Source organism: Acidimicrobiales bacterium, assembly GCA_035512495.1.
In the GTDB taxonomy this organism is placed as follows: Bacteria; Actinomycetota; Acidimicrobiia; order Acidimicrobiales; family CADCSY01; genus DATKDW01.
On the sequence record DATKDW010000039.1, the window covers coordinates 38,091 to 57,614 of the forward strand.

At 72.4% G+C, this 19,524-nt stretch carries 18 protein-coding genes; 8 read left to right on the plus strand and 10 right to left on the minus strand.

Going from position 1 to position 19,524, the window contains the following annotated elements:
- Window positions 1–56 precede the first annotated feature (56 nt).
- The 5 genes from VMN58_04750 to VMN58_04770 are packed head-to-tail and all read left to right on the plus strand — an operon-like array spanning window position 57 to window position 4,841.
- Window positions 57–1,586 carry a glycosyltransferase family 39 protein gene (locus VMN58_04750; protein HUF32503.1) on the plus strand — a complete coding sequence of 510 codons (1,530 nt, stop codon included), beginning with the start codon at window positions 57–59 and terminating at the stop codon, window positions 1,584–1,586.
- The gene (locus tag VMN58_04755) at window positions 1,583–2,701 is read left to right on the plus strand and encodes a mannosyltransferase family protein (GenBank protein ID HUF32504.1); all 1,119 of its coding nucleotides are present in this window, start codon (window positions 1,583–1,585) and stop codon (window positions 2,699–2,701) included. The genes VMN58_04750 and VMN58_04755 overlap by 4 nt, the downstream gene beginning before the upstream one ends.
- Window positions 2,698–3,345, plus strand: coding sequence for a DNA-3-methyladenine glycosylase 2 family protein (locus tag VMN58_04760; protein ID HUF32505.1), 648 nt, complete (start codon window positions 2,698–2,700; stop codon window positions 3,343–3,345). Before VMN58_04755 ends, VMN58_04760 begins: the two co-directional genes overlap by 4 nt.
- 31 nt (window positions 3,346–3,376) lie before the next feature.
- On the plus strand, window positions 3,377–3,862 hold the full coding sequence (locus VMN58_04765) for a hypothetical protein (protein ID HUF32506.1): 486 nt from the start codon (window positions 3,377–3,379) through the stop codon (window positions 3,860–3,862).
- A gap of 37 nt (window positions 3,863–3,899) precedes the next feature.
- Window positions 3,900–4,841, plus strand: a complete 942-nt coding sequence (locus VMN58_04770; protein HUF32507.1) for an acyl-ACP desaturase — start codon at window positions 3,900–3,902, stop codon at window positions 4,839–4,841.
- Here VMN58_04770 and VMN58_04775 read toward each other — a convergent pair whose 3' ends face one another.
- The 3 genes from VMN58_04775 to VMN58_04785 all read right to left on the minus strand — a co-directional run bounded on the left by VMN58_04775 (window position 4,842) and on the right by VMN58_04785 (window position 8,223).
- Window positions 4,842–6,110, minus strand: a complete 1,269-nt coding sequence (locus tag VMN58_04775) for a L,D-transpeptidase (protein ID HUF32508.1) — start codon at window positions 6,108–6,110, stop codon at window positions 4,842–4,844.
- Between the two features lie 43 nt (window positions 6,111–6,153).
- Entirely contained in the window at window positions 6,154–6,849 is a 696-nt protein-coding gene (locus VMN58_04780; protein ID HUF32509.1) for a nucleoside monophosphate kinase, read from the minus strand.
- Window positions 6,850–6,951: 102 nt separating this feature from the next.
- Window positions 6,952–8,223, minus strand: coding sequence for a hypothetical protein (locus tag VMN58_04785; GenBank protein HUF32510.1), 1,272 nt, complete (start codon window positions 8,221–8,223; stop codon window positions 6,952–6,954).
- 217 nt (window positions 8,224–8,440) lie between these two features.
- On the opposite strand from VMN58_04785, the gene VMN58_04790 reads away from it, so the two are divergent.
- Window positions 8,441–9,802, plus strand: a complete 1,362-nt coding sequence (locus VMN58_04790) for an FAD-binding oxidoreductase (protein HUF32511.1) — start codon at window positions 8,441–8,443, stop codon at window positions 9,800–9,802.
- A gap of 8 nt (window positions 9,803–9,810) precedes the next feature.
- Here VMN58_04790 and VMN58_04795 read toward each other — a convergent pair whose 3' ends face one another.
- The 3 genes from VMN58_04795 to VMN58_04805 are packed head-to-tail and all read right to left on the minus strand — an operon-like array spanning window position 9,811 to window position 12,524.
- Window positions 9,811–10,572 (minus strand): glycerophosphodiester phosphodiesterase, encoded by a 762-nt coding sequence (locus VMN58_04795; GenBank protein ID HUF32512.1) that lies wholly within the window; start codon window positions 10,570–10,572, stop codon window positions 9,811–9,813.
- Between the two features lie 11 nt (window positions 10,573–10,583).
- Window positions 10,584–10,943 carry an STAS domain-containing protein gene (locus tag VMN58_04800; GenBank protein HUF32513.1) on the minus strand — a complete coding sequence of 120 codons (360 nt, stop codon included), beginning with the start codon at window positions 10,941–10,943 and terminating at the stop codon, window positions 10,584–10,586.
- A gap of 57 nt (window positions 10,944–11,000) precedes the next feature.
- Complete coding sequence (locus tag VMN58_04805) at window positions 11,001–12,524, minus strand: AMP-binding protein (GenBank protein HUF32514.1); 1,524 nt, start codon at window positions 12,522–12,524, stop codon at window positions 11,001–11,003.
- 65 nt (window positions 12,525–12,589) lie between these two features.
- On the opposite strand from VMN58_04805, the gene VMN58_04810 reads away from it, so the two are divergent.
- Window positions 12,590–13,378, plus strand: a complete 789-nt coding sequence (locus VMN58_04810) for a transglutaminase-like domain-containing protein (protein HUF32515.1) — start codon at window positions 12,590–12,592, stop codon at window positions 13,376–13,378.
- Here VMN58_04810 and VMN58_04815 read toward each other — a convergent pair whose 3' ends face one another.
- Genes VMN58_04815 through VMN58_04830 form a run of 4 tightly spaced genes read right to left on the minus strand, consistent with a single transcriptional unit; the run spans window position 13,379 to window position 18,197 of the window.
- The gene (locus tag VMN58_04815) at window positions 13,379–14,758 is read right to left on the minus strand and encodes an FAD-binding oxidoreductase (GenBank protein HUF32516.1); all 1,380 of its coding nucleotides are present in this window, start codon (window positions 14,756–14,758) and stop codon (window positions 13,379–13,381) included.
- Window positions 14,755–15,660, minus strand: coding sequence for a decaprenyl-phosphate phosphoribosyltransferase (locus VMN58_04820; GenBank protein HUF32517.1), 906 nt, complete (start codon window positions 15,658–15,660; stop codon window positions 14,755–14,757). The genes VMN58_04815 and VMN58_04820 overlap by 4 nt, the downstream gene beginning before the upstream one ends.
- Entirely contained in the window at window positions 15,657–16,418 is a 762-nt protein-coding gene (locus tag VMN58_04825; GenBank protein ID HUF32518.1) for a decaprenylphospho-beta-D-erythro-pentofuranosid-2-ulose 2-reductase, read from the minus strand. Before VMN58_04825 ends, VMN58_04820 begins: the two co-directional genes overlap by 4 nt.
- A gap of 33 nt (window positions 16,419–16,451) precedes the next feature.
- Entirely contained in the window at window positions 16,452–18,197 is a 1,746-nt protein-coding gene (locus VMN58_04830) for a family 43 glycosylhydrolase (GenBank protein HUF32519.1), read from the minus strand.
- Window positions 18,198–18,320: 123 nt separating this feature from the next.
- Here VMN58_04830 and VMN58_04835 point away from each other — a divergent pair, with 123 nt between their 5' ends.
- The gene (locus VMN58_04835) at window positions 18,321–19,517 is read left to right on the plus strand and encodes an acyl-CoA dehydrogenase family protein (GenBank protein ID HUF32520.1); all 1,197 of its coding nucleotides are present in this window, start codon (window positions 18,321–18,323) and stop codon (window positions 19,515–19,517) included.
- Window positions 19,518–19,524: the final 7 nt, after the last annotated feature.

Here is a 19,524-nt window from a genome sequence, read left to right on the forward strand (position 1 = left end):
ATGCACATCGTGGCGGACCCCAATGAGCCCGCCGGGCAGGACTACCGTGGCGCCCCGTGCCCTCCAGCCGCGCCGACGCCGGACCCCCGCCGGTGCTCGTCGTCGCCCTCGTCCTCGCCGTGGTGGCGGGGGTCGTCCTCCGGGCGTGGAGCCGGTCGGACCTCTGGCTCGACGAGGCGCTGACGGTCAACATCGCCAGCCTGCCGGTCGGCGAGATGGTCGATGCCCTGGAGCGCGACGGGCATCCTCCGCTCTACTACCTGCTCCTGCACGGCTGGATGCGGCTCGTCGGCTCGGGTGACCTCGCCGTCCGGACCCTCTCGGGACTCCTCGGTGTCGTCGCCCTGCCGCTGATGGCGCTCGTCGGCCGGCGCCACGGAGGAGCGCCCGTGGCTGTTGCCGCCCTCGTCATCCTGACGACCTCGCCGTTCGCCGTGCGGTACGCCACCGAGGTGCGGATGTACGCCCTGGTGATCGTGCTCGTGCTGCTCGGCTGGCTGGCGCTGCGGCAGGCCCGGTCGGCGCCCAGCGCGCCCTGGCTGGTCGCCGTCGCGGCGGTCAGCGGCCTCCTCCTGCTGACCCACTACTGGGCCTTCTTCCTCCTCGCCGCCGTCGGCGGAGCCCTGGCGTGGGAGGCGTGGCGGGTCGGCCCGGGTGACCTCCGCCGGACCGCGACGAGGCTGGCGGTCGGTGTCGCCGCCGGTGGGATCCTCTTCCTGCCGTGGTTGCCGTCGTTCCTGGTCCAGGCGGGCAGCACCGGGACCCCGTGGGGCAGGCCGGAGCGACCGGCCACGGTGCTCATGGTGACCCTCCGGGACTTCGGTGGCGGAGCCAACGCCGAGGCCGAGCTGCTGGGCTTCCTCCTCCTCGCCCTCGTGGCCATCGGACTCCTCGGACGAGCGGTGGGCAGCAGTCGCGTCGAGCTCGACCTGAGGACCCGACCGGGTGTGCGTCCGGAGGCGGTCGTCGTCGGCGCGACCCTGGGCATCGGAGTGGTCGCCGGCTACGTCTTCGACAGCGCCTTCGCCAGCCGGTACGCCGCGATCATCTTGCCCCTGGTGGTGCTGATGGCGGCCGTGGGGGTCGTGCAGCTCCCTCGTGCATCGGTGCAAGCCGGTGTCCTAGCGGTCCTCGCGGTCCTCGGCCTCCTCGGCGGGGCGCGCAACCTCGTCACCCAACGGACCCAGGCCGGCCAGGTCGCTTCGGCCGTCACCGCGACGGCCTCGTCGGGCGACGTCGTGGCCTACTGCCCAGACCAGCTCGGTCCGGCGGTGAGCCGACTCCTGCCCGACGACCTCCGCCAGCTGGCGCTCGCCGACGACGTGGCCCCCCACTTCGTGGACTGGGTCGACTACGCCGACCGCATGGCGGAGGCCGACACCGCAGCGTTCGCCGCCGAGGTCGACGAGCTCGCCGGTGACCGGACCGTGTGGCTGGTGTGGTCTGGGGGCTACCGCACGCTCGAGGGAACCTGTGAGGCGCTTACCAACGACCTCGCCGTCCTCCGACCCGACCGCACCGTGATGGTGGAATCGGGCGAGCAGTTCGAGCACGCGTGGCTCTTCCGGTTCGGGCCGACTGGGTGAGGGAGCTGGCGGGGAAGCTGCCGAGGGACCTCCGGGCGGCCCTGCCGGCCTGGGCCCTCGCCCGCGTCGCCGTCGCGCTCGGCGCCCTCGTGGCGATCGTCGTCTCCGACGAGCTCTTGGCAGGGGTACGACCCCTCCAGCTGGAGCAGGGGCTCTTCGCATGGGATGCGGCGTTCTACCGAGACATCGCCGACCACGGCTACGAGGGCGTGGCCCGGGAGGCACTCCGGTTCTTCCCTCTCGTCCCCCTCCTGGCCGCCCTGCTGGCGGTCCCCCTCCTGGGCAATGTGGGTGTCGCGCTCATCCTCGTCGCCAACATGGCGGCGCTCGCTGCAGGGGCGCTGCTGCACCGGCTCGCCCGGACCGAGACCGGTGACACCGACCTCGCGGGTCGCGCCGCCTGGCACCTCGCGCTGCTACCGCCGGCGCTGGTGCTCGTGCTCGGCTACGCCGAGTCGGTGATGCTGGCGCTCAGCATTGCCACGTTCCTCGCGCTGCGCCGCCAGCGCTGGTGGAGCGCAGCGATCTTCGGGTTCCTGAGCGCCCTCAGCCGGCCCCTCGGCGCCGCCCTCGCCCTGCCGGCGGCCATCGAGGGAGCCCGCGGCCTCCGCGAGGCGACCCCGGGAGAGCGGGTGGCGCGCCTCGGCGCCGTGGTCGGCCCGGTGGCCGGGCTCTTCTCGTACCTGGTCTGGGTGCAAGTCCGCTTCGGCGACTGGCGCTTCCCCGTCGAGCTCCACGCGTCGGAGGAGCTCCGAGGCGGCTTCGTGAACCCGGTGGTGCGCATCTTCCAGTCCGGGGCCGCCCTGCTCGGGGACGGCACCTTCGGCGATGGGCTCCACCTGCCCTGGATCGTGCTGTTCCTCGGCCTGCTCGTGGTGTGCTTCCGAACCCTGCCGGTGTCCTATGGCGCCTATGCGGCCGTGCTGCTGGCGGCGGCGCTCTCGGCCGAGAGCCTCGGGTCCTTCGAGCGCTACGGCCTGGCGGCGTTCCCCCTGGTGCTCGGCCTAGCCATCGTGACGCGCCCCGCCTGGCTCGACCGCCTCGCCGTCACCAGCGCCGCCGCCGGGCTGGTGGCGTTCACCACGATGGCTCTGCTCGGTACCTTCGTCCCATGAAGGCTGGCACGCAGGCAGCGGACCTGGCGCTGGCGGACGCGGCGATCAGCCGGGCCGATCCGGCCTTCGCCGCCATCGTCTCTCGAGCCGGCCCCTGCACGATGAGCTGGCGACGGGGCGGGCGACGGACCCACTTCGAGAGCTTGGCGTCGTCGATCGTCCACCAACAGCTCGCGGGCGGTGCCGCCGCTGCCATCTGGGCGCGCACGGTCGCCCTCGTGCCTGGACGCTTCGCGCCGGAGGCGGTCCTCTCCCTCGACGAGGACGCCCTGCGCGGCGCCGGGCTCTCGGGCGCCAAGGCCCGGGCCATCCTCGACCTCGCGGCTCGGGTCGTGTCGGGGGAGCTCCGCCTCGCCCGGATCGGCGCGCTGTCCGACGACGCCGTGGTGGGGGAGCTGTCCCAGGTGTGGGGGGTGGGGCGGTGGACGGCCGAGATGTTCCTCATCTTCCAGCTCGGTCGCCTCGACGTCTGGCCGACGGGCGACCTCGCGGTCCGCAACGGCTACGCCCGGCTGCACGGCCTGGGATCGGTGCCCTCGCCCGACGAGCTGGAGGCGAGGGGCGAGGCGTACCGGCCATGGCGATCGGTCGCCGCCTGGTACTGCTGGCGGGCCATCGAGCTCCGGCCCGAGGGCGGCCGGTGACGGTGGCGCCGGGATCGGGCACGGTGGACCCGTGAGCACGCAGCGTTCGTTGGCGGTCATCGACATCGACGGCGTGGTGGCCGATGTGCGCCATCGCCTGCACCACATCGAGCACCGACCCAAGGACTGGGACGGGTTCTTCGCCGCCGCCCGCCACGACCCACCCCACCCGGAAGGCCTGGCGGTGGTGGCGCGCCTCGCCGAGGATCACGACATCGTCTTCCTGACGGGCCGTCCCGAGCGGTACCGGGCGGACACGGAGGCGTGGCTGGCGGCCCACGGCATCGGGGGCCGCCCGCTGCACATGCGCCCGTCCGGCACGTTCCGCCCGGCGGCCGAGGTGAAGGTGGAGGTGCTGGCACGGGTGGCTGCGGGGCGGGAGGTGGCGGTGGTGGTCGACGACGACCCAGCGGTGCTGGCCGCGATGGCCGCTGCCGGCCACCCGACCTTTGCCGCCGACTGGGCCGACCGCAGCGCTGTGCTCCACGTGGCCCAGGAGGTCGAGGGACGGTCGTGAGCGTTGCCCTCTACCTGCCTGTCGGTAGGATAGGGAGATGCGCACCGACGCCGAGATCCTCAACGAGCTCGCTCCCATCGCCGAGGAGCTGTTCGAGCGCCACCTCACGAACGCCAAGGAGTGGTTCCCCCACGAGATGGTCCCGTGGAGCGAGGGACGCGACTTCGAGGCCGGCGAGGAGTGGTCGCCGGACGAGGCGCCGATGGACGAGGCCGTTCGCAGCTCGCTGTTCGTCAACCTCCTGACCGAGGACAACCTCCCGCACTACTTCCGGACCATCAACAACCTCTTCGGTGGCGACGAGGTGTGGGGTGCCTGGTCGAAGCGCTGGACGGCCGAGGAGGGCCGCCACGCCATCGTGATCCGCGACTACCTCACCGTCACGAGGGGCGTCGACCCGGTGTCCCTCGAGCGCGGTCGGATGAGCCAGATCAGCGGCGGGCAGGTCCCCGAGCCGCCGACCGTGGCCGACGGGTTCGTCTACGTCACGCTCCAGGAGCTGGCCACCCGGATCGCCCACGGGAACACCGGGCGGCGGATGGAGGACAAGCGGGGTCAGAAGATCATGGCCAGGGTGGCAGGCGACGAGAACCTGCACCACGTCTTCTACCGCGACATCACCTCGACCATGATCGAGTTCGACCCCTCCCTCGTGGTGCTGGCGATCGACCGCAACGTGCGCGAGTTCTCCATGCCCGGGACCGGCATCCCCAACTTCGCCAACCACGCCAAGGCCATCGCCCAGGCCGGCATCTACGACTTCGCCGCCCACCACGACCACATCCTCCAGCCGGTGGTCGTCAAGCACTGGGGCCTCGAGTCGATCCAGGGTCTCAGCCCCGAGGCCGAGGAGGCCCGCTCCTCGGTCCTGGCTCACATCGAGCGTGTGGGCAAGGCGGGCCGTCGCATGAACGAGCGCCGTGAGGCGAAGGCGGCCCGCGCTGCCGAGCGCGGCGACCTCAGCGTCGCCGCCCCGTAGTCAGCGGAGCACGACCACCGTGGTGCCGATGGGCGCCCAGTCGTAGAGGTAGGCGGCGTCCCGGTCAGCCTGCCGGACACATCCTGCGCTGCGGTAGCCGCCGAGGTCGTCCTCGCTCTGGAGCGGACGGCCCTCGGCGTCGCGGGGGATGGCGTGGAAGCCGATGGCCAGGCTGTCGCCCCACGCGAAGCGGACCATGTTCGCCATGGTGATGCCGTCGTGGCCGGCGTAGGCCGTACGCGACTTGGAGAACACGCTGTAGGTCCCGGCCGCGGGAACCCCGCGTCGCCCGGAGACGGCGTAGCTGCGGTCGACCTCGCCGTCGCCCGCCACCAACCAGATCTGCTGATCGCTGTTGGAGTAGATGACCCGGCGTCCGGAGCCCGACCCGGCGGGCACGGCCGGCCCGGTGTAGGCCGGACGCCGAGGCGAGCGGAGCAGCCAGTAGGCGTCGGACCCGTTGCTGGCGATGGCGCTGACCGGTTCGGCGGTGCTCGAGGGAGCGGCACCGTGGAAGCGGGCCCGGTAGGTGAAGACACCCCCGTCGGCGGCCGCCAGCCGGTAGCCCCCCGGGGCAGCCGCGATGCCCACGATGGGCTGCGCCAGCGTGATGCCGCCCGCGGAGCCGTGGAAGGTCGCGCCGAAGGAGAAGACGCCGCCGTCGGCGGCGACGAGCCAGTAGCCGGTCGCCCCTGGGGCGTGGTCGGCCGCCATCCCCACCACGGGGCTGTTGAGTCGCATGTCGCCTGTCGAACCGTGGAAGACGGCGTCGCCGAAGGCGAAGATCCCGCCGTCGGACGCCACCAACCAGTAGCCACGTCCGGTCGACGTCGACGCCATCCCCACGATCGGGCGGTTGAGGTGCATGGCGCCGGCGGAGCCATGGAACCGCGCACCACCGAAGGAGAAGACGCCGCCGTCGCCCGCCACCAGCCAGTAGCCGGTGCCGTCGGGCGTCGCAGCCATGCCGACGATCGGTGCGGCCAGGAGGTGCCCGCTTGCGGAGCCGTGGAACGGCGCCCCCCCATAGCTGTGGACCCCACCGTCGCTCGTGGCCACCCAGTACCGGCCCGCGCCCTGGGCGGCGATGCCCACCAGGCGGTGCTCCGGGCTGGCGTCTGGGGTGCCATGGTCGGACGCGCCTCCGAAGGCGTGCAGGCGATCGGGAGCCGCTGTCTCGGCGGCGGCCGGAACGGCGGTGACCAGGAGGGCCATGCAGGCGACGGCGAGGGCGGCGCCGAGCGGCCGGCGGGAGGAGAGCGTGTGCACGGCTCAGCAGCATACGGCCGGCGGCCCGTGGCCCGATCCTTCGTCAGTGGCTGTCGAGGAGGCCGGCGCCACCGGAGCGGGACGCGAGGGCGGCGTCGACCACGGCGGTGAGCCGGGCGAAGACCTCCTCGGGCTCGCCGACGCCGTTGACCGACGTGAGGAGGCCCTGGCGGTCGAACCAGATCAGCAGCGGGCAGGACTCCTGCTCGTAGAGGGCCAGCCGACGCTTGATGGCCTCGTCCGTGTCGTCAGCACGTCGAGCGACCTCACCGTCGCATTCCGTGCAGGTGCGGCACTCGGGGCCGCCTGCTGGTGCGGAGGTCACGGCGCCGCAGCCCAGGCAGACGCGACGGGCGGCGAGGCGGGGCCGCACCACCTCGGTGGGCACGTAGAGCTCGATCGCCAGGTGGGCGGCATCGCGGCCGAGGACCTCGAAGAGGGCCTGACCCTGGGCCAGGGTCCGCGGGAAGCCGTCGAGCAGGTAGCCCGCGGCGCGGGCACGGGGGCTGCCGAGCGTGGTCGCCACCAGGTCGAGCACGAGGTCGTCGGGCACCAGGCGACCCTCCTCGAGGTGGTCGGCGACCTCCTTGCCGAGGGGTGTCGCGGCCGCCACCTCGGCGCGCAGGAGGTCGCCCGTGGAGCGGTGGGGCACGCCCAGGCGCTCGGCCAGCCGGACGCACTGCGTCCCCTTGCCGGCGCCCTGCCTGCCGAGGACGATCAGCCGTGCCCGTTCACCCATCTGACGTCTCCCGCCCTCTCGTTGGGGGGAGCGTAATGTTTCTACGTCCGCGCTGCCTTCTGCCTGACGCCCAGCGGCCCCGTCCGGCATCCCGGGAGGACCTCAGGACTCGTCGGGGCAGACCGCGGCGTCGGGGTCGGTCGGGTGCCAACCGTCGATGACGACCTCGACCGGGCCCACCTCGGGCTGGTTGCGGCTCGCTGTGGGGATCTCCACCATCCACTCGACGCCCTCGGCGGGGATGAGGAGGTCGACGCCGGTCACGACGATCAGCTCCTCGGCGATCTCAGCGCTGAGGGTCAGGTGCTCGACCATGATCTCGGCGTCTGCCGGGTTCTCGGCCGCACCGCGGATCACCACGACCCAGTGCCGGACGTCCTCGGAGTCGACCTCGGTGCGGAGACGGCCGTCGCGCAGGCTGGTCGTGACCGAGGTGACGTGGAGCTCGGGGATGACGGACAGGCACGGGGGGACCGGTCGTGTGGGCTCGCTCGGCGTCGGATTGGACGGCGCCGTCGGCGCGTCGGGCTCCGCGTTGTCGTCGCCGCGAGCGGGGTCGGGGCCGAGGGTGATCTCGCCGTCTGGCGCGGTCCGGACCCTCGGGGGCGTGGTGACGATGCGAGCCGTGGAGCGCCCGGCGGTGGTCATGTCCTCGATGGCGCGGGTGAGGCTGGTCTGCGGATCGGTGGGCGAGACGTGGTGAGGGGAGCGGGCGGCAGCGGTGGCGGCCCGCTGCTCTCCCACATCGGCGCGTGCCGCTGCGCCGGCGATGGCCGATGAGGGCGGCGGCGGGGCGCTCGGGTTGAGCGCGAGGACCATGGCGAGGACGGCCGCACCGACCCCGGCGAGCGCCGGGCGGACCCCACCCCGCCGGACCGGGGCCGGCTCGAGGGGCACGTCGAGCCACTCGGTGTCGAGGTCGTCGAAGCTCGTGGTGCGGGGAGCGACCGCCACGGGCGGGGGGATGAGCGCCGGCCGGCTGTCGATCTCGGGACGGGCGGCGGGGGCGGCCACGTCGTCGGCGAAGGAGGCGGCCACGTGGTCGAGGAAGTCGGCCAGGCGCAGCCCGCCGTGGACGGGGGGCTCGACGCCGGCCACCACCAGGTCGCCACCGAGGAGCCGGACGACGTCGCCGGTCACGAGGTGCCGGAGCGAACGGGCGGCGACGGCCTCGGGGATGGCGAACTCTCCGGCCAGCACCTCGAGGCGGAGGCGGACGCGCCCTGAGCCGTCGGCGTGGCCACCCAGGATCCCGAGGAGGCGGAGCGCCTCGAGGCGCTCGGGCCGGGAGACGCCGGCGCGCAGGAGCCGCACGGACGCCGTTCCGACGACGTCCTCGGCTACGGGAAGGTCGACATCGATCCGCTCGTCCATGTCGCCGATGCCTCCTTCCCGCTGTGTCGAGCGGCGCCCCGGGTGGCGGCGCGCCTGGTGTTGTTCCCCCGTTCCTCCCCTTGGTTCGACGTTCGGGCCGGTTCTTCCTGTTTCGCCGGACGTGTTCTGTCCTCTGACCTGGCGAGACGCTGCTGCCCGGCAGGGTGCGAGGACGCCGGTAGCGTGCCGGCATGGCCACCATCGACGGGCCCCGCGGGTGAGTGTGCCGCCTGCCGATCTCGTCGCCCGCCTTCGCGAGGCGGTCGGACCGGACCACGTGCTCGTCGACGCCGACCTCCGTGCCGGCGCCGAGGTCGACTGGACCGGCCGGTACCGAGGCGCGACGCCGGCGGTGGTGCGACCCGCCGATGCGGCCGAGGTCGCCTCCGTGCTGCTGGCGTGTGCCGCCTCCGGGGTCGCGGTGGTCCCCCAGGGCGGGAACACGGGGCTGGTCGGGGGTTCGGTCCCCCTCCACGGGGAGGTGGTGCTCTCGACCCGCCGGCTCGACACGCTCGGACCGGTCGATCCGCTGGCAGCACAGGTCACGGTGGGGGCCGGGGCCACCCTCGAGGCGGTGGGGGGCCACGTGGCCCCCCACGGGCTCGTCCCGGGGATCGACCTCGGAGCCCGGGCCACGGCCACCATCGGGGGCATGGTGGCCACCAACGCTGGTGGCAACCAGCACCTCCGCCACGGCTCGATGCGCGCTCGCGTCGCAGGGGTCGAGGCGGTGCTCGCCAACGGCTCGATCGTGTCCCGCCTCCACGGCCTCGAGAAGGACAACACCGGCTACGACCTCACCGGGCTCCTGTGCGGGAGCGAGGGCACGCTCGGGGTGGTCACCGCCGTCCGCCTGCGCCTGGCACCAGCCCCGAAAGACCTGGTGACCTGCTTGGTCGCGCTCACGTCGGTCGACGCCGCCATGGCGGCGCTGATGACCTTCCGTCAGGCCGGGACGGTGCTCGAGGCGGCGGAGCTGATGCTCCCCGAGGGGCTGGAGCTCGTGGCCCGACAGCTCGGGGTGACCGTCCCCCTCGACGTCCGGCAGGGCGTGGGGGCACTCCTGCTCCTCGAGTGGGCCGGCGGCATGGCCGGCGGGGAGGCGGTCGCCCTCGTCGAAGGGGTGGTCGATGTCGCGGTGGCCGAGGACCCCGGACCCCGCCGGGCGCTCTGGCGGCTGCGCGAGGGGCACACGGAGGCGGTGGGAGCCCTCGGGACCCCCCACAAGCTCGACGTGACCCTCCCGCTCCACGCTGTGGCCGGTTTCATCGCCGAGGTGGGGGCGGTGGTGGAGCGCGTGGCTGGGGGCGCCCGATGCGTGATCTGGGGTCACGCCGCCGACGGGAACCTCCACGTCAACGTCGTGGGTCCCGACCCGGCCGACGAACGCGTCGACGATGCCGTCCTGCGCCTCGTGGCGCACCGTGGAGGCAGCATCAGCGCCGAGCACGGCATCGGCGGCGCCAAGCGGCGCTGGCTCCACCTGGCCCGCAGCGAGGCCGAGATCGCCGCGCTCCGAGCCATCAAGGCCGCCCTGGACCCCGGGGGGCTGCTCAACCCCCACGTCCTGTTTCCCTAGGCGCGTGGTCAGACCCACTCGCCGCGGCGCTCGAGGACGTCGCGCAGCACGGCGGGGCGATCGGTCATGATCCCGTCGACCCCGAGGTCGAGGAGCCGGGTCATCTCGTCGGGGTCGTCGATGGTCCAGACGTGGACCTGGAGGCCGCGGCGGTGGGCGGCGGCGAGGAACCGGCGGTCGACGATCGTGACGCCCTTCGCCCGCACCGGCACCTGTGCGCAGCCAGCGAGCAGCGCGCCGGCGGGCAGCCGGAAGCTCGCCCCACGCAGCCGGGCTGTGCCCTTGGGCCCCAGCGACGTGCAGAGGTCCGGCCCGAGCTCGTCCTGCAGGCGGGCCAGGCGGCTGTCTGAGAAGGCCCCGATGCAGACCCGGTCGGTGGCGTTGGTGCGCCGCAGCACCTCAGCCAGGGGTTCGACGGCGGCGTCGTGCTTGGGGTCGATGTTCACGCGGAGGTCAGGCCACGTGCCGAGGAGGTCCTCGAGGAGGGGGATGGGCTCGGTCCCGTCGACCAGTGCCCTGCGAACCTCGGACCATGGGAGGTCGGCGATCCGGCCGGTGCGGTCGGTCACCCGGTCGAGCGTCTCGTCGTGGAAGGCGACGAGGGCGCCGTCGGCGGTGACATGCACGTCGGTCTCCACGTAGCGGTAGCCCAGGCCCACGGCGTGCGCGAAGGCCGGCAGCGTGTTCTCCGGGGCGTCGCTGGCCCCACCGCGGTGGGCGAAGGCCAGCGGTCCGGGGTGGTCGAGCACAGGCCATGGCGAGGAGGGCATCGCCGCCCAACCTACGGCGCCTCCGCGTCGCGGATGGTGAACCGCTCCGTGAGGTGGGTCATGTCGAGCAGGTCGCGCACCGCGCGGCTGGGGCGGTGCAGCTCGAGGTGACCACCGGCCTCCTTGACGATTCGTTCGGCCCGAAGCAGCGATGCCAGACCCGACGACCCCATGAACACCACATCGGAGAGGTCGATGGTGATGAGTTCCGCGCCGCGGCGGAGGCCCTCGACCACCGCGTCGTCGACTCCGCCCTCGGAGGTGATGTCGACCTCGCCTCGAAGGACGATCGTCGCTCGGTCGCCGGCGACCTCGAGCGAGGTCTCGTCCGAGGTCGCATCGCCCTGTTCACCGTCGTGGCGCTTCGCCATGAGCCCGAAGTGTCACAGCATCGGGCGGCGGTGACGCGGATGCCTCGACGCTGAGGCCTAGGAGGGCCAGTACTCGTCGCGGAGGAGGCGCTTGTAGAGCTTCCCCGTGGGGTGGCGGGGCAGCTCGTCGCGGAAGTCGACCGATCGCGGGCACTTGTAGTCGGCGAGCTGCTCCTTGCAGAAGGCGATCAGCTCGCGCTCGAGGTCGGGTCCGGCCTCGGCCATGTCCATCGGCTGCACGATGGCCTTGACCTCCTCGCCGAAGTCCTCGTTGGGCACGCCGAGGACGGCCACGTCGAGGACCTTGGGGTGCATGGTCAGGACGTTCTCGGCCTCCTGTGGGTAGATGTTCACTCCCCCCGAGATGATCATGTAGGCCTTGCGGTCGGTGAGGTACAGGTAGCCGTCGTCGTCGACGTAGCCCACGTCGCCGAGGGTCGACCACCCGTGCTCGTTGCGCGAAGCCGCCGTCTTCTCCGGGTCGTTGTGGTACTCGAACTCCGAACCGCCGCCGAAGAAAATCGAGCCGGCCTCGCCGGCCGGGAGCTCCTTGCCGTCCTCGTCGAGGATGTGGAGCTCGCCGATCAGGGGCTTGCCGACCGAGCCCCGGTGCTCGAGCCACTCCTCGGAGGATATGGCGCAGAACCCGTTGCCCTCGGTGCCGGCGTAGTACTCGAAGACCTTGGGACCCCACCACTCGATCATCTGCTCCTTCACCGGGATGGGGCAGGGAGCGGCGGCGTGGATGGCCACCTGGAGGCTGGAGAGGTCGTAGCGGTCACGGACCTCCTCGGGCAGCTTCAGCATGCGGACGAACATCGTGGGCACGACCTGGGTGTGCGTCACCCGGTGCTCCTCGACGAGGCGCAGGAAGTCCTCCGGGTCGAAGCGCTCCATCACGAGCACGGTGCCGCCGATGCGGTGGATCGCCATGGTGAAGCGCAGCGGTGCGGCGTGGTAGAGCGGGGCGGGGGAGAGGTAGATCGAGTCGGCGTCGAACTGGTAGAGCATCTGGCCGAGGACGAGCACGGGCGACGGGGCGTCGACCGGCCCATCCGGGAGCGGCACCTTGACACCCTTGGGCTGACCGGTGGTCCCCGAGCTGTAGAGCATGTCGACGCCCTGGGACTCGTCGTCGATCGGCGTGGTGGGGTGCTCGGCCACAGCGGCCTCGTAGGCGTCGTGGCCCTCGGCGTCGCCCTCGAGCATGAGGCGCACCTTGACGTTCGGGGTCGACCCGAGCAGCGACGCGGCGACGTCGCGCTTTGCCGAGGAGGTGATGAACACCTGGGCGCCGCAGTCGTTGACGATGTAGCTGGCCTCGGGCGCCGTCAGGCGCGAGCTGATGGCGGTGTAGTAGAGGCCGGCGCGCTGGGCCGCCCAGCAGATCTCGAAGAACCGGGGGTGGTTCTCGAGCATCAGGGCGATGCTGTCGCCCCGACGGAGCCCGGCCGCCCTGAACAGGTGGGCCAGTCGGTTGGACCGCTCGTCGAGCTGGCGGTACGTGACCGTCTCACCGGAGCCGGCCATGACGTAGGCCGCCTTGTCGGGTGTCTGCTGGGCGTGCATACCGGGATACATGGGCCTGGACCGTATCGCACCCCTCCTGTCCTTCCCCCGGGGCACCGCTCGGTACGGTGGTCCCGGTGGACGCCACCGCACGCTTCGTCGAGCTGGTGCACCGGCCGGAGGGAGCGATCCCCCTCGACGAGGCAGCCTTGCTCATCGCCGCCCATGCGCACCCGGACCTCGACCCGGCGGCCGGTCAGGCCCGCCTCGACGAGATCGCTGGCGGGGTGCTCGGATCCACTCTCGACGCACTGCGCAGGCACCTCTTCGTCGAGCTGGGCTTCACGGGCGACGACGTCCACTACCACGATCTTCGCAACTCGTTCCTCGACGACGTGCTGGAGCGGCGGGTGGGCATCCCCATCACCTTGTCCGTGGTGATGATCGAGGTGGGCAGGCGCGTGGGCGTGCCCCTCTCCGGCGTGTCCATGCCCGGGCACTTCCTTGTCCGTGACGGGATCGACCCCGACGTCTTCGTGGATGCGTTCGCTCGGGGCGCCGTCCTCGACGAGGCGGCCTGCCGGCAGCGCTTCCACCAGGTGCACGGGCCCGGGGCCGAGTTCGACCCCGCGTTCCTGAGGCCGGTCGGCACGGTGGCCATCATCACCCGGATGCTGGGCAACCTGGAAGGCATCGCCACCACTTCGGGGGACCGAGACCTCCTCAGCTGGGTGTTGACGTTGCGGTCGTCGATGCCCGATGCCGGTGGTGCCGAGCACCGCAAGCTGGCGGCGGTGCTGGCGTCGTCGGGTCGCTTCGGTGAGGCGGCGGGCATCCTCGACCGGCTCGCCGGCGAGCACCCCGACGAGGCGTCGTCGGCGCAGCTGGCGCAGGCAGCGCACCGCCTCCGCGCCAAGCTCAACTGATCAGGACAGGCCCAGGCGCCGCGACTGGTCGGACTGGAGGACGCCGTCGGGGTCCACCGAGCGGCGCACCGCCCGCCACTCCTCGAGCCTCGGGTACATGGTGGGTAGCAGCTCGGCGCGCATCCGGCTGTCCTTGGCGAGGTAGAGGCGTCCGCCGGCCTCGGCCACCAGATCGTCGATCCCGTCGAGGAGACCGCTCAGGTCGGGGTCACCCACCGGGATGTCGAGAGCGAGGGTCCACCCCGGGATGGGGAACGAGAGCGGGCCAGGGTTCCCGGGCCCGAAGCGCTTGAGGACCCCGAGGAAGGAGGCGCAGCGAGCTGCCGCGAGGCGCTCGACGATGGCGCGCAGCGTGGCCTCGGCGCCGAGCGGCACGACGAACTGGTGCTGGAGGAAGCCCCGGCGCCCGTAGAGGCGGTTCCACCCGACGACCGTGTCGAGGGGGTGGAAGAAGCGGGTGATCCCCTGCACCTCGCCAAGCCGATCGCTGCTGGGCTTGCGATACCAGAGCTCGTTGAAGGCCCCCACGCTGAAGCGGTTGAGGAGGCCCGAAGGAACGTCGACCGGGATGGTCAGTCGGGGTCCCACCTCGTAGCGGAGGGGCTCGGCGCGCTGACGGCGCGGGAGCTGGTCGACGGTGGCGTGGTCGCCGCGGGTCAGGACCGAGCGACCGAGCGACGCCCCCTGGGCGAGGCAGTCGATCCACGCGACGGAGTACCGGTGGAGGGCGTCGCCTTCGACCATGCGGGCCATGCAGGACTCGAGGTCGGGGGCCCGCTCGGTGTCGACGACGAGCCGGGAGGTGGTGATCGGCTGGAGGCGGAGGGTGGCGTCGAGGACCATGCCGGTGAGCCCCATGCCTCCGGCGGTGGCCCAGAACAGCGCCGGCTCCCGCTCGGGGCCCACGACGCGTCGCTCCCCGGAGGGCAGCAGGAGGGTGACCGCGTCGACCCATTGGCAGAAGCTGCCGCGCACGTGGTGGTCCTTGCCGTGGATGTCGCTGGCGATCGCACCCCCGACGGTGACCTGGCGGGTCCCAGGGGTCACGGGCACGAACCACCCCTGTGGCACCAGGTCGCGCATGAGCTGGTCCAGGCTGCTGCCGGCGTCGACCACGGCTACGCCCGTGCGGGGGTCGAGCGACCGGACACCGCTGAGGGAGGTGCAGTCGACCACCGTCCCCCCGGCGTTGGTGGCGGAGTCGCCGTAGCTCCGCCCGAGGCCGCGGGCGATCACGCCACGGTCGGACGCCCTGGCGAGCAGGCGCGCAACGTCGTCGGGTCCCCTGGGCGAGGCGACCTGTGCCACCGTCGCGCCGGTCCCACCCCACCCGGTGAGCGCCGTCGGCGCCGTGGTCGTGCCGGTCGGCGGGTCGGTCATGCGACGTGGACGCCCGCGGCGAAGAGCGCGGCCCAGACGACCCCGAGGACCTGGAGCGTGCGGTCGCCGATCACGATGTCCTCCGGCGCGCCGCCCTCGCCGGTCGAGAGGCGAAGCGCGTAACGCAGCACGGCGAGGACGAAGGGGATGATCGAGAGCTGGAACCACACGCCGGCCTGGGAGGATCCCGCCTCTTCGAAGGCCCATAGGCAGTAGGCGAGCACCGCCACGCCCGACGCCACGGAGCGGACGTAGAGGAGGAACTGCGGGGAGTACGAGGCCAGGACGGCCCGCTGTCCGGCCAGGTCGCCCCCGGCGTCGATCTCCGCCGACCGCTTGCCGGACACCATGAACAGCGAGCCGAACGAGGCAACGATGAGGAACCACTCGGACACGTCCACTCCGGTGGCAGCGGCGCCGGCCACGGCCCGCAAGACGAATCCCCCGGCGACGGCGGCGATGTCGATGACCGCGATGTGCTTGAGGACGAGGGTGTAGCTCGTCGTGAGGGCGACGTAGGCGGCCACGGTCGCCGGCAGCTGCCACCGTCCGGTGGCGGCACCGACGGCGACGGCGGCGAGCACGAGCGTGATGCCGAGCACCCGGGCGCTCGCCACCGAGACCGCACCCGACGCCACGGGTCGGAACCGCTTGGTCGGATGGCGACGGTCGGCGTCGACGTCGTGGGCGTCGTTGAGGGCGTACGTCCCGCTGGCGGCGAGGCAGAAGGCGACGAAGGCGACGAGGGTGCGCGCGAGGTCGCCGGGGTCGGTCAGCACGCCGGCCGCACCCGGTGCCGAGAGGACCAGGACGTTCTTGATCCACTGCTTCGGCCGCAGGAGCCGCGCCAGGTCGCCGACTCGACCCGACGGTGGCGCGCCGGCCACGTGGCTCGTCGTCACAGGGGCAGCCGGCGGAACACCGGCCCCGGGAGGTGGCGGAGGAGGGTGAAGACCCAGCGGAGGATGCCGGGGACGTGGATGACGCGGGAGCCGCCCCCGACGGCGCCGACGATGGCGTCGGCCACGGACTCGGGTGTGGTCGCCATCGGCGCAGGGTCGAGCCCTTCGGTCATCGACGACCGGACGAACCCCGGACGGACGATGACGATCTCGACACCGGAGCCGCGGAGGGCGTCGGCGAGTCCCTGGGCGAAGGCGTCGAGACCGGCCTTGCTCGAGCCGTAGACGAAGTTCGAGCGCCGTGCCCGTTCCGCGGCGACCGACGAGAGGACGACGATCGTGCCGTGGCCCTGGACCCGCATGTGTCGGGCGAGGGCCAGACAGGTGGTGACGGCGCCGACGTAGTTGGTGGCCACGACGCGGGCGGCCTCGACCGCGCTCGCCTCGGCCTCCTCCTGGTCGCCGAGGACCCCGAAGGCGACCAGGGCGAGGTCGATGTCGCCATGGCGCTCGAACACGCCGGCGACGAGGTCGTCATGCCCGGCGGTGTCGAGGGCGTCGAAGGCGGTGACCTCCACGTCGGTGGCGCCCAGCGTCCTGAGCTCGCCGGCAGCCGGCTGGAGAGCGGCCGTGTCTCGGCCGGCGAGCACGATCTGTCGGAGGCGGCGACCCACCATGGCCCGCATCGTGGCCAAGCCGATGTCGGAGCCGCCCCCCAGCAGCAGTGCGGTCTGCGGGTTGCCGAGCGCGTCCTTCACCGGAGGGAACCTACCGGCTCACCGGTCGCCACCTCAGCGGGGGACGGTGGCGTAGCCCCCCTCGACCAGGAGGGCGAGGGTCCGGGCGATGAACGAGGCCATCTGGTCGCGGACGACGGGCCGGGAGGGCCGGTAGGTGCCGTCGGAGAACCCGCCGGCGATGCCGGCGCTGGCGACACGGTTCACCGCTGCCTCGTGGACGCTGCCGTCGTCGTCGGCGAACCAGTCGGCGGTGATGGCCAGCTCCTTGCCGGTGCGCTCCCGCACCGCCCGGGCGAGGAAGGTCGCCATCTGGCCGCGGTCGACGGCGTCCATCGGGCCGAAGGTGCCGTCGGCACGACCGCTCACGACCTCCAGCTCGGCCAGCTGGTTGATGGAGAGCTCGTGGGTGGTGCCGGCCACGTCGGAGAAGTGCTGACGGGGCTCGGAGGGGAGGGCGTGGCCGGTGCTCGCCAGGGTGCGGGCGATGAACGCGGCCATCTGGCCCCGCGTCACCAGGGCCGCCGGCTGGTAGCGACCGTCGCCGGTGCCCATCGTGATCTCCCAGTGGGCCACGCAGTCGATGGCGCGGGCATGGACGTTGCCGTCGGTGTCGCTGAAGACGTCTCGCTGGATGGTGTCCGGACAGGCGGGGTCGATGGAGCGGATGGTGGGCCAGGGGCGTGGCGTCCCCCCGACCGACACGGTGTCGCCGCTCGCCGAGACCTCGGCGATGCCGAGGCGCCGCTGGCCCTGGCTGGTGCAGGTGCCGTCCTGCTCGCACTCGGGGTACGGCGGGTAGCTCGTGTACGGGGCGTTCCACCAGTGGTAGGCGAGGAAGAGCCGCCCGGAGCCAGCCTCGTGGAACGGTGCCGGCCCCCCCGGTCCGAGTCGGTCGCCCCGGCTCGCCAGCACAGGGTTGTCGGCCGTCTTGGAGCAGGGACCCAGCACGGAGGTGCACGTGGCGTGACCCACGGCGTAGCGGTCCGATTGCCACTCGTTGGCGGAGTAGAAGAGGTGAAGGGTGCCCTGGTGGCGGATCATCGCCGGGTTCTCGATCACGCTGCCCTCCCAGGCCTGCGAGGTGTGCAGGATCTGGCTGGCTCGGCTCCCGTCGGCGAAGGCGATGCCCGAGGGAGCGAGCTGACGGGACCAGATCCTCGTCGGCTCGCTCCCGGGGACCCCTTCGCTCTTCCACAGGAGCCACGGCGTGCCGTCGGTGTCGACGAAGGGCTGCGGGTCGATCGAACCTTTGGGGTCAGCGTCGCACACGACGGGTCCGGTCGAGTCGTCGACGAAGGGGCCCAGGGGTGAACCGGAGGTGGCCACCGAGATGCAGTAGCGCTCGGGGGAGAGCTGGGCGAGAACGGTGTAGAAGACGACGAAGCGGCTGCCGATGCGTGCCGCGCCGGGGGCCCACACCTCCTTCTTGAGCCGTCCGTCCACGGGGCGGTCGGGGGCCCAGCGGGCGGGGCAGGGAAGGGCGTCGTTGAAGTAGGGGTCGACCTCATCGTCGACGCAGTCCGGCTGGTCGTAGCGGGCGCGCGCGGTCCAGGTGAGGCCGTCGGTTGAGCTCATCACCGGCAGGTAGGCCCCGCCGGTGGCGGTGCCATAGGCGTAGTTGGTCCCGTCGTCGACCAGGATGCTCGGGTCGGGGAAGTTCTCGTCGTAGCGCTTCGAGGGCTCGAACCAGGGGCCGCCCGGGTAGGCCCCGGCGCTGCCGGCCGACAGGTGCAGCGACACCGCCACGGTGGCCAGGCAGAGGAGGACGGCGACGGCGCGCCGGGGGTTCGTGAGCACCCGTCGAGCGTACGGTTCGTGGCGTCGACATCGACGTCACCCCGCTGACGTCGATGTCAGTCCCGGCTGGGGCTCGGGGCTACCATCGGTCACATCCGATCCGCACCCGAGGGGGACACAGGCATGGCCGTCGTCGACGCCAGCACCGACGAGCAGCTCGTCACCGAGACGGTCGAGCGGCTCCTCGCCGACCACGACCCGAGCACGACCGACGAGACGACGTTCCTCGGCGCGCAGTTCGACGCCGGCCTCGCCTGGGTGCACTTCCCCCGGGGCCGCGGCGGCCTCGAGGTCTCGCCCAAGCTCCAGAAGCTGGTCAACGAGCGCATCCTCGAGGCGGGTGGACCGAACCCGTACTATCGCAACCCGATCGGCCACGGGATGGGCGCCCCCACCGTCGTCACCCACGGTTCCGAGGACCAGCAAGATCGCTACCTGCGACCCCTCTTCACCGGCGAGGAGGTGTGGTGCCAGCTCTTCAGCGAGCCCGGCGCCGGCTCCGATGTCGCCGGGCTGTCCGGCCGGGCGGTGCTCGACGGCGAGGAGTGGATCGTCAACGCCCAGAAGGTCTGGACCACCCTCGCCCACATCAGCCGCTGGGGCATGCTCGTCGTGCGCACCGACCCCGACCAGCCCAAGCACAAGGGCCTGACCTACTTCGTGGTCGACATGCAAGCTCCCGGTGTCGAGGTCCGGCCGCTGCGCCAGATCACCGGCGACGCCGAGTTCAACGAGGTCTTCTTCACCGACGTGCGCATCCCCGACGCCGAGCGCCTCGGCGACGTTGGCGACGGCTGGCGGGTGTCGCTCACCACCCTCATGAACGAGCGGGTGTCCATCGGAGGCTCCATCGCCCCCCGTGGCTCGGGCCCCATCGGGGAGGCCGTCAAGCTGTTCAAGGAGCGGGGCGTGGACGATGAGGTCAAGCGCGACGAGCTCGTCCGCCTCTGGATCGAGGCCGAGGTCAACCGCCTGACCAACATCCGTGCGTCCCAGAACCGCCAGAAGGGCGTCCCCGGTCCCGAGGGCTCCACCGGCAAGCTCGCCTTCGCCGAGCTCAACAAGCGTGTCTACGAGTTCTGCATGGACCTGATGGGCCCCGACGCCATGCTGTACCCGAGGGGCTACGACATGGAGCGCTCCTCGACCGCCATGGGCTCGCGCTCGCTCCAGCAGGCGTTCCTCCGGGCGCGGGCGAACTCCATCGAGGGCGGCACCTCCGAGATCATGCGCAACATCCTCGGCGAGCGGGTGCTCGGGCTGCCGGGCGACATCCGGCTCGACAAGGACCGTCCCTGGCTGGAGGTCCCCCGCTCCTGATGGCGGG